This window comes from Xanthomonas arboricola, assembly GCF_002940665.1.
Classification (GTDB): Bacteria; Pseudomonadota; Gammaproteobacteria; order Xanthomonadales; family Xanthomonadaceae; genus Xanthomonas; species Xanthomonas arboricola_B.
This window is the reverse complement of sequence record NZ_MIGY01000003.1, coordinates 1,077,685-1,094,615: the sequence shown is the minus strand read 5'-3', so window position 1 is coordinate 1,094,615 and position 16,931 is coordinate 1,077,685. Positions and strand designations below refer to the sequence as shown.

The following is a 16,931-nucleotide window of genomic DNA, read 5'->3' as shown; positions in this document are numbered from 1 at the left end:
CCACCATCGCAGGACACGCCGCAAGTACGTCCCTGTAGGCTCTTACGCGGCATTCATGCCGCGTAAGGTCCCGCGACGGTGGGTGGGCAAGGACCCATCGGGATAGTCGGTATGCATGGTTGTGAGCCGTGCACGTTGTGCGGCTGTCTGCTGATCTGCGGTCTGGTCAGCTTTTTTGGATTCGATGACGCGCTTGTTCTGTGCAGATGCGGCTTTCGGGGGCACCCTTACCCCAATCCCCGCTCCGCGCCCCAGCCTGCGGTTGCGTCACGTGCGCCAGTGGCGCGCATGCCGTGCCTTCGCGCTCGCAGGGAGATGCGCTCTGCATCCATCCATCAAGCCGCCTGCACGACCGAGCGCCGCTGCGGCAGCGCAGCCTGTTGCGGCACCAACCGGAACACTGCCACTGCGCGCGTCAGATCCGCCGCCTGATCTTCCATGCTGCGTGCCGCAGCGGTGGCTTCTTCCACCAGCGCTGCGTTCTGCTGGGTCATTTCGTCCAGCTGCATCACCGTGGTGCTGACCTGCTCGATCCCGGCGCTTTGCTCGGTGCTGGCGGCGGTGATCTCGGCCATGATGTCGGTCACCCGTTTCACCGAACTGACCACCTCGGTCATCGTGCTGCCGGCCTGTTGCACCAGGTCCGAGCCCTGTGCCACCTTTTCCACCGAATCGGAGATCAGCTGTTTGATTTCCTTGGCCGCGCCGGCCGAACGCTGCGCCAGCGCGCGCACTTCGGTGGCCACCACCGCAAATCCGCGGCCCTGCTCGCCGGCGCGCGCGGCTTCCACCGCCGCGTTCAAGGCCAGGATATTGGTCTGGAATGCGATGCCGTCGATCACCCCGATGATGTCGGAAATACGTGCCGACGATTGCGTGATCGCCTGCATGGTGCTGACCACTTCCTGCACCACGCGGCCGCCGCTTTCGGCCACGTCGCCGGCGCCCTTGACCAGCTGATTGGCCTGGCGCGCATTGTCGGCGTTCTGGCGCACGGTGGAGGTGAGTTCTTCCATCGAGGCGGCGGTTTCTTCCAGGTTGGCCGCCTGATGCTCGGTGCGGGTGGACAGGTCGGCATTGCCGCTGGCGATCTCGCCGGCGGCCGTGTTGATCATCTCGGCCGAATGCTGGATGCCCTGCACGATGGTGGTCAGCTGGATCGCCGTGCGGTTGGCCGCATTGGCCAGGCGGCCGAATGCGCCCTCGTAGTGCGATTCCACCCGTTGCGACAGATCGCCATCGGCAATTGCGGCCATGATGCGGCCGACATCGTCCAGGCCTGCATCGGCCTGCTGCATCAGGCGGTTCAACGCCTGCACCATTTCGGCAAACGCGAACTGGTAGCGCGATTGTTCGCCACGTGCGGAGAAATCGCCGCGTGCGGCCGCGTCGGCCAGGCGTGCGATGTCGCTGTTGATCGCCGACAGATTGCCCTTCACCGTGTCCAGCGCTTCATGCAGCGCCGCGCGCTGGCCGGGCAGGCGACGCATGTCGCGGCGCAGGTCGCCACGGCCGTACTCGCCCATCAGGTCCATCGCTTCGTTGATGGCATCCAGATGCTCGAACACCACCGTGTTCACGCCGTGCGCCAGGGTGCCGTAATCGCCTGGGAAATCCTCTGGAATGCGGTGCGCGATGTTCTCGCCCTGCTGCAGCCGGATCATGGTCTGCATCTCGCCGTTGAAGCGCTGCAACTGGGTCTGCATCTGCTGCATGCTGTGCATCAGCTGACCGGTCTCGTCGCGTGATTCGACCCGGATATCGTTGTCGAAGCGGCCTGAGGCAATCGCCTCTGCGGTGCGCGATGCTGCCCGCAGCGGTGCTGCCATCGCCGAGGCGATCAACCAGCACAGGCCGATCACCATGGCCACCAACGCGCTGCCGATCAACGTCAATGTGCGGGTGAAGCCCCAGGCCTGCACCTGGATGTCTTCGGCGTACACGCCCATCACCAATACCCAGTTCCAGGCCGGAAAGGTCTTGGCATAGCTGATCTTGGGCAACTGTTCCTTCTTGCCCGGCTTGGGCGCATCGTAGTAACTGAAGCCGTCGCCGCGCTCGATCGCAGTCTTGATGTCGCGGTAGACGTACTGCCCGGCGTCGCTCTTGTAGTCGCTCATGTCGGTGCCGACGGCGCGCTTGGGATGCATCAGGATGCGCATCTGCGGGTCGACGATGAAGAAGTAATCCACCCCGTCGTTGGTCCGCATGTCGGCTAGCGTGGCGCGTGCAGCTTCCTTGGCCTGTTCGACCGTCAGTTCGCCGGCCTTGGCCTTGTCTGCATAGTGCTGCATCACGGTCAGGCCCATCTCCACCTCGGTCTTGACGCTGAGCTTGCGCGCCTCGATCAGGTCCAGATACTGCAAGCGTGCCGCGGCCACTGCCAGCAGGATCACGCCTACCGTCAACAAGCTGCACAGCAGGATGAACTTGCGGGTGAGCGGAAGGTTGGCGACATGGCGACGCAACAGGGAGACAACGGGCATGGCAACGGCATCCGGAACGCGCGCAGGGCGCTACGTCATGAATAACGGCTGATTCACATGCGGGTTGAATGCTAATTGCGGCAGCGCCCGCTTGCGACAGAGGCAATGTAGGAGCGCCTCCGGGCGCGATGGGGCGTTACTGATAGCGCTTCATCGCGCCCGGGGGCGCTCCTACGGGGTGCCGGGTGTCGATCTAGTAATCGATGCGTGACGCTACATCGGCGATCTCAGACTGTCGACAGCGTGCCCGCCGCATTGCATCAGCCTGCCGCGCAGAAGCCGAACTCGGCCGTCGCACCGGCGGCCAGGGTGCGGTTGAAGTCCACGCCGCTGGCCTTGAGCGTACTGCCGCTCTGCGACCAGGTGGCGTTCCAGGCGTTGTTGACGGTGCCGGTGACCGGCAGCGAGATCGCCCAGGTGCCACTGGCGGTGCCGGTGTTGGTGACCTGCACGCGATTGCAGTAGCCGCCGTTCCACTGGCTGTCCACGCTCACCTTGGTGCTGAAGCTGCCGCCGGGCGTCGGGGTCGGCGTCGGCGTGGGAGTAGGCGTTGGCGTGGTGCTGCTCACCGTGCCCCACAGCGTCCGCAACAGCGCCATCTTGTCTTCGCGCACGCTGGTCCAGTCGTCGCGCAGGATGCCGCCGGTGTCGCCGCTGTTGGGGTTCCACGACCAGTAGAAGCCCTCGTTGATGCCCTTGCTGCGCAGATACTTCACCAGCGCGTCCTGCCAGACCTTGTCGCGGGCATCGCCTTCGCCATACTTGCCGCCGAATTCGCCCAGCAGCAGCGCATACGTGCCGGCGAACTGACCGAAGTGACGGTCCCACATCGCAGGCATGTTGTTGGGGAAGTTGCTGTCGTTGAAGTACGACTGCGCGTACACGTCCGGTCCGTACACATGCGGTGCCAGCAGCAGGCGGTTGGCCGGAATGTTCAGCGGCGTGCAGGCCAGCGGCTGCAGATTGCCGCCCCAGAAGATGCCGCCATTGGTCGAGCAGACCGGATTGTCGGTGATGCCTTCCACCGCGATGATCCATTTCGGCGCCACCGCCAGCACTGCGGCCGAGCCGCGCTCGGCGGCCTTGTTCCAATCGGTGGCCGCGTTGCCGGTGCCCCAGGTGGCTGCACCGTGCGGCTCGTTCTTCAAATCCAGGCCGATCACGCTGGGCACGTTCCTGTAGCGGTTGGCGACAAAGCGCAGATCCTCCAGCCACTGCGCTTCGGAGTACGAGCCGGTGTACCAGAGCTCGGAAATGGCAGCGCAATCGGGGGTGTGGTGATCCAGCAGCACATACATGCCGCGCGCGTTGAATTCGTTGATCACCTTGTCCAGGATCTGCAGCGAACTCAGGCCCTGCAGGTCGGCATTGAGGCTGTAATCGATGCTGGTCGGCATCGTGCTGCTGCGCAGGGTGGCCGGACAGAATGGCAGATGCACGGCGTTGAAGCCCAGGCCCTGCATCTGGTTGATCATGTCCTTCCAGTTGCGTGCCCACAGGCCGTGCATGACATGGTTGCCGGTCTCGAAGCCGAACACATTGACGCCCTTGAGCTGGACCACCTTGCCGCTGTCGTCGACGACCTTGTTGTTGCTGATGGAATAGCTGAAGGCCGGTGCGGCGGCGAGCGCCAGTGCCGTGGCCAGCGCGAGCGTACTTGCAGTCCTGAAGATAGACATGGTGGTCTCCCTAGCGAACCCGGCTCGACACCCGAACCCGGTGAGGGGGGCATCTTGGTCCGCGGCTGCATCGTCTGGCGTGATCCGGACCACAGAAAGGCGCATTGCCGCACCGGTCACACGCCGGCTGCGTGCCGGGTCGCTTTCGCGCACACTATCGCCGCTGTCGCCTGTCCTCAGGCTGTCCTTTCTGTCCCCGGAGTGTCTTCCAATGTCCTTGCTGCGTGCCGAACTGGCGCAATGGCGCGCCTCGCCTGCGCGCGAACTGATGGCCGGCGCAGTCGCCACGTTTGCGCTGATTCCCGAAGTGATCGCCTTTGCGTTCGTGGCCGGCGTCGACCCGCAAGTGGGGCTGTTCGCGTCGTTCGTGATCGGGATCGTCATCGCGTTTTTTGGCGGACGTCCGGCGATGATTTCCGCTGCGGCCGGGTCGGTGGCCCTGGTGGCCGCACCGCTGGTGGCCGCACACGGGCTGCCCTATCTGTTGGCGGCCGGGCTGCTGGCCGGTGCGGTGCAGATCCTGTTCGGTCTGTTGCGGCTGGGCGTGCTGATGCGCTTTGTCAGCAGCTCGGTGCGCACCGGCTTCGTCAACGCGTTGGCGGTGCTGATCTTCGCCGCGCAGCTGCCGCATCTGCAGCACGCCAGCCTGGCCACCTGGAGCATGTTGGCGTTGGGTCTGCTCATCATCTACGGCCTGCCGCGTCTGCCGCTGCCGGGCGTGTCGGCGATTCCTTCGCCGCTGCTGTGCATCCTGGTGCTGACGGTGCTGGGCTCGGCGTTGCATCTGCCGCTGGAGACGGTGGCCGACCTGGGCAAGCTGCCCAGCGCGCTGCCGGTCCTGCAATGGCCCGCGGTGCCGCTGACGCTGGAGACCTTGCGCATCATCGCCTTGCCGGCGCTGGCCATTGCGATGGTGGGGCTGCTCGAGTCGCTGATGACCGCACGCGTGGTCGACGAACTCACCGACACCCCGAGCAACAAGAACCGCGAGTGCACCGGGCTGGGGCTGGCCAACACCGCTGCCAGTCTGTTCGGTGGCATTGCCGGCTGCGGCATGATCGGGCAGACCGTGGGCAACGTGAAGTACGGCGGACGTGGCCGTCTGTCGACCCTGTTCGCCGGGGCGTTCCTGCTGATCCTGATGGTGCTGCTCAAGCCGTGGGTCTCGCAGGTGCCGGTGGTCGCATTGGTGGCGATCATGGTGATGGTCTCGGCCGAGACCTTCGACTGGCGCTCGCTGCGCACCGTGGTCACCCATCCGCGCACCTCCAGCGTGGTGATGCTGGCCACCGTGGCGGTGACCCTGGTCACCCGCAACCTGGCCGCCGGGGTGGCGGTGGGCGTGCTGTTGAGCGGGGTGTTCTTCACCTTCAAGGTGGCCGGGCTGCTGCAGATCGCGCACAGCGATGGCGACGACGGCGTGCGCACCTATCACGTACGCGGGCAGGTGTTCTTCGCCTCGGCCGACGTGTTCATCGACGCCTTCGACGCGCGCCAGGTGCCCGGCCGCGCGGTGGTGATCGATGTCGGTCGCGCGCATTTCTGGGACATCACCGCGGCGGCGGCGCTGGACAAGGTGGTGCAGCGGCTGCGCCATCACGCGCTGGACGTCCAGGTCAAAGGGCTGAATGCCGGCAGCCGGCGCCTGATGCAGGCGCACGCGCTGGGCGACGATGCGCTGGAGTCCGCACTGCCGTAAGCGCCGCAGGTGCCCAGGCCGGTCGTACGCCTGCACGTCCGTGTACGCCGGCTGGCCGTGCGTTGCGCCGGCGGGCCGGCAGACTCAAGTTCGCGCGCAGGGCGCCGATGAACCGACATCGAGATTGCCGGTAACCCGTCGTGATGCCAGTGCGTTCCAGCCCGAGAGGTGTGCCCGCGTGCCGCGACCTGCGCTGCGGGCCTGCGCCCGCCTGCGGGATGGTGCGGCAATGACCACCGAACCGTTGCTGGAACGGATGGTGGACCTGACCGCCATCCGCGACGCCGATCTGCTCGACCTCAGCCTGCTGCGGACCATGCGCGAGGTCTGCGCGTCCGAAGAACTGTCGTTGCTGCGCATCGCTCCGGATGGCCGCACCATGGCCGAGACGCGGCTGCGCGAGGATGGCCGGCTGTCGCTGACCGTGGCCGACATCCACGATACGCACATGCGTGCGCAACTGGCCGATCTGCACGGGCCGGGCGATGTGGTGCAGTTGCAGCAGGACGGCCGCGCGCTGCTGGTGTATCCGATGATGGAAGCACGCGGGATCCGCACCTGCCTGCGTGTGGGCGGCACACGCGCACCCGGCGCCGCCGAGCAGGTGATGCTGCAGGGCTTTGCGCGTTTCTTCCAGAACTACCGCAGCCTGCTCGACGATGCCCAGCGCGATGCGTTGACCGGCCTGCGCAATCGCAAGACCTTCGACGACATGATCTTGCGCCTGTTCGCCGGTGGTACCGATGCAGCGGCGAGCGAAGGGGTGTGGCTGGGGATCGTGGACGTCGATCACTTCAAGCGCGTCAACGACACCTTCGGTCACCTGTACGGCGACGAGGTGCTGCTGCTGGTCGCGCAATTGATGCAGCGCTGTTTCCGCCAGGACGATCTGCTGTTCCGCTTCGGCGGCGAAGAGTTCGTGATCGTGTTGCGCGGCGTGGATCGCGACACCGCGGTGAGTCTGTTCGAGCGCTTCCGTCTGGCGGTGGCCGAGCATGTGTTCCCGCAGGTCGGCAAGGTCACCCTCAGCGCCGGCATCGTCGAGCTGACCGACGGCCAGTTGATCAGCCAACTGCTCGACGAGGCCGACAAGGCGCTGTACTGGGCAAAGCAGCACGGCCGCAATCGCGCCGAGGTGTATGCCGAACTGGTGACCAGTGGGCAGATGCAGCAGGCTACCCAGCAGGTCGGCAGCGTCGACCTGTTCTGAGCGGCACTGGCGTTCGTCGGCGGTGCTGCGGTTTAGCTCGCAGCAGCATGTAGCAGTTGGACGGCATCCAGCGCCATGAGGCGCAAGGTGGATGGCATGCCCTGTGGCAGTGCCCACTGCCACAGGGCCATATCGATCGACGCTGCATCGCTGCCGAGGCACGTGGTGTCAGTGCGACGGCATGCATCGGTCGCTGCCGTGCACACCCGATCAGCCCCCGCAGTGGCTACACTCCAGGGCTGTTCGGACACTACCTGGGTGCTGCAGTGAAGCGAGTTGTTACCAAGCGCGTTGTAACGGGAATGCTGGCGATGGCGGTCTCGACCGCACTGATGGCGGCGACGCCGACCTTTGATGGCGCGCGCATCTCGCGCGACGTCAAGGAGCTGGCCTCCGATGCCTACGAAGGGCGTGGCCCGGCCACCGCCGGCGAAGAAAAGACCATTGCCTACCTGAGCAAGCAGTTCGCCGCTGCCGGCCTGCAACCGGGCGGCGATCTGACCGACGGCAAGCGTGCCTGGACCCAGGCGGTGCCGCTGCGCCGTGCCGATATTCTCGGCACGCCGAGCATCACCCTGCAGAACGGCAGCAAGCCGCAGACGCTGGTCCAGGGCAAGCAGATCGCCATCCGCGCCGCGCTGGACGGCTCGTCCAAGGTCGACATTGCCAATGCGCCGCTGGTGTTCGTCGGCTACGGCGTCAAGGCGCCGGAGCGCGACTGGGACGACTTCAAGGGCATGGATCTGAAGGGCAAGATCGCGGTGGTGCTGATCAACGACCCGGATTTCGAAACCGGCAAGGGTGCCTTCGACGGCGCCGGCATGACCTACTACGGCCGCTGGACCTACAAGTACGAGGAAGGCGCCCGCCAGGGCGCGCTCGGCGTGTTGGTGGTGCACGAAACCGCGCCCGCCTCCTACGGCTGGGACACCGTGGCCAGTTCCAACACCAACACCATGTTCGATGTGGTGCGCGACAATCCGCGTGCCGCGCATCCCACCCTGGAAGGCTGGATCCAGCGCGATCTGGCCGCCGACCTGTTCAGGCAGGCCGGGCTGGATTTCGACGCCTTGAAGAAGCAGGCGCAGACGCGCGGCTTCAAGCCGGTCGAACTCAAGGGCCAGGGCCTGAGTGCCAGCTACCAGGTCAAATCCGATGTGATCACCTCGCACAACGTGGTTGCGCGGCTGCAAGGCAGCAGCCACCCGGATGAAACGCTGATCTACAGCGCGCATTGGGACCACATCGGCGTCGGCAAGCCCGACGCACGCGGCGATACCATCTTCAACGGCGCGCTGGACAACGCCAGCGGCACCGCCGCACTGCTGGAGCTGGCGCGCGGCTTTGCCGCCGGCCCCAAGCCGCAGCGCTCGGTGGTGTTTTTGGCCGTCACCGCCGAAGAAAAGGGCCTGCTGGGCTCGGAGTTCTACGCCTCCAAGCCGCTGTACCCGCTGGACACCACTGTGGCGGTGATCAACATGGACGGCATGAATCCGTTCGTGCCGTCGCGCGATTTCGGCATCTACGGCACCGCAAAACTCGAATTGCTCGATCAGCTCAAGACCGTCGCAGGCCAGCGGAAGCTGCGCTACACGCCCGATCCCAAGCCGCAGGCGGGATACTTTTTCCGCTCGGATCATTTCTCCTTCGCCAAGCGCGGCGTGCCGGCGTTGTCGTATGCGGCTGGGCAGGATTGGGAAGTGGGCGGCGTGGCCGCGGGCAAGGCCGCCTCCGACGACTACACCGCCAAGCGCTATCACCAGCAGGGCGATGAGTGGAAGCCGGACTGGACCTTCGCCGGTGCAGCGCGCGATCTGGGTGTGCTGTACGCGCTGGGCCAGCAACTGGCCGATTCGCGCCAGTGGCCGAACTGGAGCAACGATTCGGAGTTCCGCGCCACCCGCGACGCCAGCGAGGCCGCGCGCAAGTAGGACCGGCTGACACGGCGGCAGCGCTTCCATCAGGCGGCGCTGCTGTTGTTCGATGCGGCATGTGCGATGTGTGCATATGCGGCCTCCGGACAGGGAGGGCGCCAGAGCGGCTGATCTGGGGCCTGGCTGCAACGCCTTGCCCGCCCACCATCGCCGGACACGCCGCAAGTACATCCGTGTAGGCGCTCTTACGCGGCATCCATGCCGCGCAAGGTCCGGCGACGGTAGGCGGGCAAGGACCACCGGAGATGGTCGGCAGGCATGGTGCAAGCAATGCATGGCCTGATCGCACCCAAACGAGGCAGCGTCCCCAACCCCGTTGTCTTGCGAGCGATTACACGCGCATACGCAGCCTTCGTACACTGCGCCGACGTGGGCCAGACCCACATCGCGTATTCGATACGCCATGACGCGCGACAGATGCCTTGGATCCGCTCACCCCATCGCGGTGATCGCGCGCCAGCAGGCTGTCGCTGCAACCGTTTGCAACTCCTGGCACATCACTTGCAGTTGTCTGACCTGACAGTGCGGTCTGCCGCCCGTGACAGCACGCGTGCCAGACTGCAATCTGTTGGGGTAGCGTTCGGTCGCCGCGGCGTAGTCTGCCGCGCGGTCCTCGTCGGGTGGGGCGATGGCTGCAGCGCGGCCTTCGTTTCCTTTAACGGTCGATTCCTTAAGATGAGCCGCGACGTCATCGTCGCAGCCAGGAGAGCTTGTGCATCGGAGTGGTCTTAGAGCTGCTGATTCTGCAACGTGGTCGCACACTGCCGGGCTCGCCCGGACCGCGGTGCATGCGGCGACGTCGCCACGCGTAGCGGGGAGGGATCTCCCGCTTCAGCCCACGCTGCCGCAATCGTGCGGCGGGCAGCCTTGATGGACGGCACTGTGACTTTTTCCCCTGCACCAACCGATCTGCCCCCCGTTGCCGCCCTCGACGCCGGTCAGCCCACGCTGCCACCGGAGGCACCGCTGGCCATGCCCGAGCAGTCCCTGCGCGAAGGCCGTCTGCAGGTGCCGCATCAGCGCACCGCGCCGGTCGGCATCGGCGTGCGGCGTTTCTATCTGATCGGCGGCACCTTCGCCACCACCGCCGTGGCGGTGTGGGTGATGCTCAGCGTGCTGTGGCCCGATGGCGTCAGCGTGCTGGAAGGCTGCTTGCTCGGCCTGTTCGTGTTGCTGTTTGCCTGGATCGCGATGTCCTTTGCCAGCGCGGTGGCCGGTTTCGTCACCGTGGTGGCGCGTGCCGGACGCAAGCTCGGCATCGACCCGGAGGCTCCGCTGCCCACCCTGCATACGCGCACCGCGTTGCTGATGCCCACCTACAACGAAGACCCGCGCCGGCTGCTGGCCGGCCTGCAGGCGATCTACGAATCGGTGGCCGACACCGGCCAGCTGGAACATTTCGACTTTTTCGTGCTCAGCGACACCACCCGCGAACACATCGGCGCTGCCGAGGAACTGGTCTATAACGAACTGTGCGATCGCGTCGACGGACACGGGCGCATCTTCTACCGCCGTCGCGCCGACAACGCCGCGCGCAAGGCCGGCAATGTGGCCGACTGGGTGCGCCGTTTCGGCGGCAACTACCCGCAGATGCTGATCCTGGACGCCGACAGCGTGATGACCGGCGATACCATCGTACGGCTGGTCGCCGGCATGGAAAATAATCAAGACGTGGGCCTGATCCAGACCCTGCCGGCGGTGGTCAACGGGCAGACCCTGTTTGCCCGCATGCAGCAGTTCGGTGGGCGCGTGTACGGGCCGATCATCGCCTTCGGCGTGGCCTGGTGGCATGGCGCCGAGAGCAATTACTGGGGCCACAACGCCATCATCCGTACCCAGGCCTTTGCCGATCACGCCGGCCTGCCGTCGCTGCGCGGGCGCAAGCCGTTCGGGGGCCATGTGCTCAGCCACGATTTCGTCGAGGCGGCGCTGATGCGGCGCGGCGGCTGGGCGATGCACATGGTGCCCTACCTGCAGGGCAGCTACGAAGAAGGTCCGCCCACGCTCACCGACCTGCTGATCCGCGACCGCCGCTGGTGCCAGGGCAACCTGCAACACGCCAAGGTGGTCGGCGCCAAGGGCCTGCACTGGATCAGCCGCATGCACATGCTGATCGGCATCGGGCATTACTTCACTGCGCCGATGTGGGGCCTGTTGATGCTGATCGGCATCGGCATTCCGCTGGCCGGCGGCGGAATCGATCTGGCCGGCGACCTGCCGTTCTCGCCCGCCCGTTACTGGCATGGCAGCAGCCAGGGCAACGCAATCTGGATCTTCGTCTGCACCATGTTCGTACTGCTGGCGCCCAAGTTGCTCGGCTACATCGCGCTGCTGCTCAACCCGCGCGAGTTGCGCGCCTGCGGCGGCGCCATCCGCGCGCTGCTGAGCATCCTGCTGGAAACGGTGCTGGCCGCCCTGATGGCGCCGGTGGTGATGTACCTGCAGTCGCGCGGCGTGTTCGAAGTGCTGGCCGGCAAGGATTCGGGCTGGGATGCGCAGGTGCGCGACGACGGCAAGCTGTCGTGGCCGGCGCTATTGCGCAGTTACGGCGGGCTGACCGTGTTCGGCCTGTTCATGGGCGCGGTGGCCTATACGGTGTCGCCATCGCTGGCGGCCTGGATGGCGCCGGTGATCGTGGGCATGGCGGTGTCGATCCCGGTGGTTGCACTGACCTCGTTGCGCCGCACCGGCCTGGGCCTGCGCCGCGCCGGCATCTTCTGCATCCCCGAAGAGCTCGATCCGCCCAAGGTGCTGGTGCGTGCGGCCGAGCTGCGCCGCGCCGCCGCGCTGGAGCCGTCGCTGATCTGAGCGCGCAGGCGGCGCATGGCGGAATCGATGCGCATCGCCAACTTCGCGTCTGTCGCGCCAATCCCGCTGCCCGCGACGGGCGCAGAGAGCGGACGGCGCGTGTGACTCGGCCAATGCGTGATCGGCCCGGCCGATGGCGCAAGGCATAATGCCCAGCCCGCAAGCGGAGCTGGATGATGCTGGAAGTGATCGAACGCGAGACCGGACCGAATCCGCAATGGACCGTGCTGTGGCTGCACGGCCTGGGCGCCGATGGCAGCGATTTCGCCCCGATGGTGCCGGAACTGGTGCGCCCGGACTGGCCGGCGCTGCGCTTCGTGTTTCCGCATGCGCCGATCCGCCCGATCACCATCAACAACGGCGTGCGCATGCGCGGCTGGTACGACATCGTGGGCATGGATTTCGCCACGCGCGCCGACAAGGCCGGCATCGCCGAATCGGTGGTCCAGGTCGAGGCGCTGATCGCCCATGAGCAATCCCGCGGCATCGCCCCTGCGCGCATGCTGCTGGCCGGGTTCTCGCAAGGCGGCGCAGTGACCCTGGCGGTCGGGCTGCAGCGCAGCGTGCCGCTGGCCGGGTTGATCGCCCTGTCCACCTATCTGCCCGACCCGGCGGCGGCCGCCAGCCAGCTGCAGCCGGCCGCCTCCGGCCAACCCGTGTTCATGGCCCATGGCACGGCCGATCCGGTGGTGCCGTTCGGCGCCGGTCAGGCCAGCATGCAGACCCTGCGTACGCTCGGTTTCGAACTGGACTGGCACACCTACCCGATGGGCCACCAGGTCTGCCTGGAGGAGATCGAGGCCTTGCGCACCTGGATGCAGGCACGCTTCACCGCTGCCTGAGGCCATGGCCAAGCACGCGCCACCGATCGCCTGGATGCCGGACCTGTGCCGGCTGCCACGATTGGGCGCCATGCTGGGCCTCGCCGAACTGGTGGTGCTGGTGGTGACCCTGGTGCCTGACGCCGGCGCGGCGCGCAGCATCACCTTGTCGCGCTTTGTCTCGGCCAGCGGCCTGGCGCTGTGGCTGGCGCTGGCGGTCAGCGTGTTGCTGTGCGTGCTGCGGCCGGCCTTGTCGCGGCTGCCGCCACGTGTGGGCGGGCTGGCCGCGCTGTCGATCGCTGCGGTGGTGGCGATGCTCGGTGCGGGAATCGTCCATGCCCTGTATGCGGCGCTCGACCAGGCCCCGCTTGGTCCCTTTGTCGGCTTCTGGCGCTTCACACTGGGCAGCGCGGCGACGGTGGTGCTGATCACCGCGCTGGCACTGCGCTACTTCTACGTCAGCGACCGCTGGGAAGCGCAGGTGCAGGCCAATGCGCGTGCCCAGGCCGACGCCTTGCAGGCACGCATCCGCCCGCACTTCCTGTTCAACAGCATGAACCTCATCGCCAGCCTGCTGCGCCGCGACCCGGTAGTGGCCGAACAGGCGGTGCTGGACCTATCGGATCTGTTCCGCGCCGCGCTCGGTGCCGGCGAAGGCATGTCCAGTTTGCGCGCCGAGTGCGAACTGGCCGAACGCTACCTGGCGATCGAATCACTGCGCCTGGGCGAGCGCCTGCAAGTGCGCTGGCACCGCCAGGAGCCGTTGCCGTGGGAGCTGCCGATGCCGCGCCTGGTGCTGCAGCCGCTGGTGGAAAACGCCGTGCTGCATGGCGTCTCGCGCATGCCCGAGGGCGGCACGCTGTACCTGTCGCTGCGCCAGCGCGGCAACCAGTTGCAGATCCGCATCGTCAATCCCGCCCCGCAGCCGGGGACCCAGTTGCCGCTGGTGGCCGGGGCCGGGCACGCCCAGGCCAGCATCTCGCATCGGCTGGCGTTCCAGTTCGGTGCCGGGGCACGGATGGCGGCCAGCTGGGCCGAAGGCTACTATGCCTGCGAGATCACATTGCCGCTGCCGTGACGGGGGAGTCGCTGCAGCGAAGGGGGATGTCCATGACGGCCACGCAAGTGCGGGTGCTGATCGCCGACGACGAGCCGCTGGCGCGCGAGCGCCTGCGCCTGCTGCTGGGCGAACATCCGCACGTCGAAGTGATCGGCGAGGCCGAAAACGGCCAGCAGGTGCTGCAGCAGTGCCACCATCTGCATCCGGATCTGGTGTTGCTGGACATCGCCATGCCCGGCGTCGACGGCCTGGAAACCGCGCGCCTGCTGCGCCAGAGCCAGCCGCAGCCGGCGGTGGTGTTCTGCACCGCCTACGACCAGCACGCGTTGTCGGCCTTCGACGCCGCAGCGCTGGATTACCTGATGAAACCGGTGCGCCCCGAACGCCTGACCGCCGCACTGGAAAAGGTGGTCACCTTTCTGGCCGGGCGCGCTCCCAGCGCCACGCCGCCACCGCTGCGCACGCACCTGTGCGCGCGCCTGCGCGGCAGCCTGCGGCTGATCGCCATCGGCGACATCCGCTACCTGCAAGCCGAGGAAAAGTACGTCATCGTCCACCACACCCGTGGCGAGGACTTGATCGAAGAGTCGCTCAAATCGCTGGAAGACGAATTCGCCGACCGTCTGGTGCGCATCCACCGCAATTGTCTGGTCGCGCGCGCCGAGCTGGTGGAACTGCGACGCAGCGGCGATGGCCAGGTGCACGCGGTCCTGCGCAATGTGCCGCAACCCCTGGAAGTGAGCCGCCGCTGCGTGGCCAGCCTGCGCGAGCAATTGCGTTAGCGCGTGGCATGCCGCGTGCGGTGGGGCGCCTTGGTGCTCGGCGGTGCGGGCGCCGGCGTGCGCTCCAGGTAGGAGTTACGCGCCCGGTCCGTGATAATGGCCCGATGACCACGCTCCGCATCGCTACCCGTAAGAGCCCGCTCGCCCTCTGGCAGAGCGAACACGTCGCCGCAGCGCTGCGCCAGCACCACCCGGGGCTGGAGGTCGCGCTGGTGCCGATGAGCACCCGCGGCGACGAGGTGCTGGACCGCTCGCTGGCCGCGATCGGCGGCAAGGGCCTGTTCCTGAAGGAACTGGAGCTGGCGATGCTGCGCGGCGAGGCCGATTGCGCGGTGCATTCGCTCAAGGATGTGCCGATGGAGCTGGACGCGCCCTTCGTGCTGCCGGCGATCATGGAGCGTGGCGACGCCGCCGATGCACTGGTGTCCAATCTTTATGCCAGCCTGCAGGCGCTGCCGCTGGGCGCACGCGTGGGCACGTCCTCCTTGCGGCGTCAGGCGCAGTTGCGCGCGGCACGTCCGGATCTGGAATTGATCGATCTGCGCGGCAACGTCAACACCCGCCTGGCCAAGCTCGACAACGGCGGTTACGACGCCATCGTGCTGGCCTGCGCCGGCCTGCAGCGGCTGGGCCTGGATGCGCGCATCACTGCGCGCCTGGACGCCCCCGACTGGTTGCCGGCGCCGGCCCAGGGCGCGGTGGCGGTGGAATGCCGTGGCGACGATGCGCGCATCCACGGCCTGCTGGCGGTGCTGGATGCCGGCCGCACGCGCGCCTGCGTGGAAGCGGAGCGGGCGATGAATCGCGCGCTGCACGGCAGCTGTCATGTGCCGGTGGCGGCGTTCGCGCGCTGGGAGGGGCAGGGCCTGTTCCTGCAGGGCATGGTCGGCAGCGCCAGCGATGGACGCCTGATCCACGCCGACGCGCACGGCAGCGCCGACGACACCGAAGCACTCGGCCGCCTGGTCGCGCAAGGCCTGTTCGACAAGGGCGCCGCGCAGCTGCTGGCCGAGCTGTAACGCACCGCCGCGTCAGCCCGTAACACGAACGACATCGACGCCGGCGCCCGGGGCGCAGACGACAGGCTTGCCCGCAATGCCGGCCCTCGCGCAACGCCCGCCTTCCGTAGCAGCGGCCCTGGCCGCGAGAGGCTTTATCGGGACGGCCCCTCGCGGCCAGGTCCGCTCCTACAGATCGCGGTTGCGGATTCGAACGTATGGACCCGATTGACCGCTGCCTCGCGCAGGGCTCGTCCGACAAGATGCGCTCTTCGTAGGAGCGGCCCTGGCCGCGAGAGGTTTTCCCAGGACGGCCCCTCGCGGCCAGGTCCGCTCCTACAGATCGCGGTTGCGGATTCGAACGTATGGGCCCGATTGACCGCTGCCTCGCGCAGGGCCTGTCCGACAAGATGCGCTCTTCGTAGGAGCGGCCCTGGCCGCGAGAGGCTTTACCGGGAAAGCCCTCGCGGCCAGGGCCGCTCCTACCGATCGTGGGTGGTTACTTGAACGTGTAGACCAGGTTGACCGTGGTCAGGGTGTCGGTCTTCTTGTCGCCGTCGCTGACTTCGCTGTTGTGGCGCATCTGCCAGGCGGCCTTGAGTGCAAAGTGCGAGTTCATGCTGACCTGCACGCCGAAATCGTTCTGCGCATACGTGTTGTATTCGCCCGATTCCACCAACAGCGTGTTGATCAGATCGGTGTTGTCGGTGACGGTGTACTTGAGGTCGAACAGCCCGCGCCCGATCAGGCCGGTCTCGTTGCGATCTTCGTCGCTGTTGTGCGCACGCCGGATACCCGGGCCGATCTGCGCATCCAGATAGAAGCGTTCGGCATCGATCAGACGCGTGCCGTAACCGATGCCGAAGGTGGCCAGGCGGTCGTAGGTAGCAAAGTCGTCATGTTCGTAGCGGCCGGTGGCGGTGAGCTGGCGATGCTCGCCCAACTGCAGGGCGCTGCCGGCGCTGCCGGTGTAACGCTCGGCTGTGGTCTGGCGCTCGCGCGAGGTGCTGCCGTCGTCGTCGGTATTGGTGTATTCGGAGCTGGAGCGCAGCGCGGTGGCATCCAGGCTGTGGATCCAGTCGCCGTCGGTGTAGCGCAGGCGGACCCGGCCGTTGAGGCTATCGGTGGTGCTGTTGCCATGGGCGGCGGCATAGCCGAGCTCGCCACTGCTCCCGCTCCACGGCGACGGCATCACGGCGGCAGCCGGGTCCACCGGGGCCGGTGCGACCGCCTGGGCCCAGACGGTGGGCGTGATCAACAACAGCGGCAGCAAGGCAGACAACGGGGCACTGCGGGACATGGGCGGCTCGCTTTGGAGGACAGGGTCATAAAGAGGGTGAAAGCGATTTCATGATAACGGACTGAGCGGCTACGTCATGAGCAAGTGAACGCTGCGCTTCAGAAGAGGTTCGGACGCAGGCCGCGCAACAGCAGCGACTGGCGCGGTTGCGTGC

General features: G+C 66.9%; 11 protein-coding genes. 8 read left to right on the top strand and 3 right to left on the bottom strand.

Annotated features, from left to right (window positions below; all coding sequences use genetic code 11):
* Positions 1–335: 335 nt before the first annotated feature.
* Together XarjCFBP7645_RS18470 and XarjCFBP7645_RS18465 are read right to left on the bottom strand one after the other, a co-directional pair.
* Entirely contained in the window at positions 336–2,468 is a 2,133-nt protein-coding gene (locus tag XarjCFBP7645_RS18470; protein WP_181126419.1) for a methyl-accepting chemotaxis protein, read from the bottom strand.
* A 278-nt stretch (positions 2,469–2,746) separates the two neighbouring features.
* Entirely contained in the window at positions 2,747–4,165 is a 1,419-nt protein-coding gene (locus XarjCFBP7645_RS18465) for a glycoside hydrolase family 5 protein (protein ID WP_104538622.1), read from the bottom strand.
* A gap of 211 nt (positions 4,166–4,376) precedes the next feature.
* On the opposite strand from XarjCFBP7645_RS18465, the gene XarjCFBP7645_RS18460 reads away from it, so the two are divergent.
* The 8 genes from XarjCFBP7645_RS18460 (at position 4,377) to hemC (ending at position 15,498) form a co-directional block, all read left to right on the top strand.
* Positions 4,377–5,864: a SulP family inorganic anion transporter gene (locus tag XarjCFBP7645_RS18460; RefSeq protein ID WP_104538621.1), complete on the top strand. Its 1,488-nt coding sequence runs from the start codon at positions 4,377–4,379 to the stop codon at positions 5,862–5,864.
* A gap of 229 nt (positions 5,865–6,093) precedes the next feature.
* Entirely contained in the window at positions 6,094–7,074 is a 981-nt protein-coding gene (locus tag XarjCFBP7645_RS18455) for a GGDEF domain-containing protein (protein WP_181126381.1), read from the top strand.
* Positions 7,075–7,376: 302 nt separating this feature from the next.
* Positions 7,377–9,005, top strand: coding sequence for a M28 family metallopeptidase (locus XarjCFBP7645_RS18450; protein WP_104538620.1), 1,629 nt, complete (start codon positions 7,377–7,379; stop codon positions 9,003–9,005).
* A gap of 873 nt (positions 9,006–9,878) precedes the next feature.
* Entirely contained in the window at positions 9,879–11,816 is a 1,938-nt protein-coding gene (gene mdoH, locus XarjCFBP7645_RS18445) for a glucans biosynthesis glucosyltransferase MdoH (protein ID WP_104538619.1), read from the top strand.
* 173 nt (positions 11,817–11,989) lie between these two features.
* Positions 11,990–12,658, top strand: a complete 669-nt coding sequence (locus XarjCFBP7645_RS18440; protein WP_104538618.1) for an alpha/beta hydrolase — start codon at positions 11,990–11,992, stop codon at positions 12,656–12,658.
* A 4-nt stretch (positions 12,659–12,662) separates the two neighbouring features.
* Positions 12,663–13,715 carry a sensor histidine kinase gene (locus XarjCFBP7645_RS18435; RefSeq protein ID WP_104538617.1) on the top strand — a complete coding sequence of 351 codons (1,053 nt, stop codon included), beginning with the start codon at positions 12,663–12,665 and terminating at the stop codon, positions 13,713–13,715.
* Positions 13,716–13,747: 32 nt separating this feature from the next.
* Positions 13,748–14,479 (top strand): LytR/AlgR family response regulator transcription factor, encoded by a 732-nt coding sequence (locus XarjCFBP7645_RS18430; protein WP_166775058.1) that lies wholly within the window; start codon positions 13,748–13,750, stop codon positions 14,477–14,479.
* A 104-nt stretch (positions 14,480–14,583) separates the two neighbouring features.
* Positions 14,584–15,498 (top strand): hydroxymethylbilane synthase, encoded by a 915-nt coding sequence (gene hemC / locus XarjCFBP7645_RS18425; RefSeq protein WP_104538615.1) that lies wholly within the window; start codon positions 14,584–14,586, stop codon positions 15,496–15,498.
* Between the two features lie 478 nt (positions 15,499–15,976).
* Here hemC and XarjCFBP7645_RS18420 read toward each other — a convergent pair whose 3' ends face one another.
* Entirely contained in the window at positions 15,977–16,777 is an 801-nt protein-coding gene (locus XarjCFBP7645_RS18420; RefSeq protein WP_104538614.1) for a DUF481 domain-containing protein, read from the bottom strand.
* Positions 16,778–16,931: the final 154 nt, after the last annotated feature.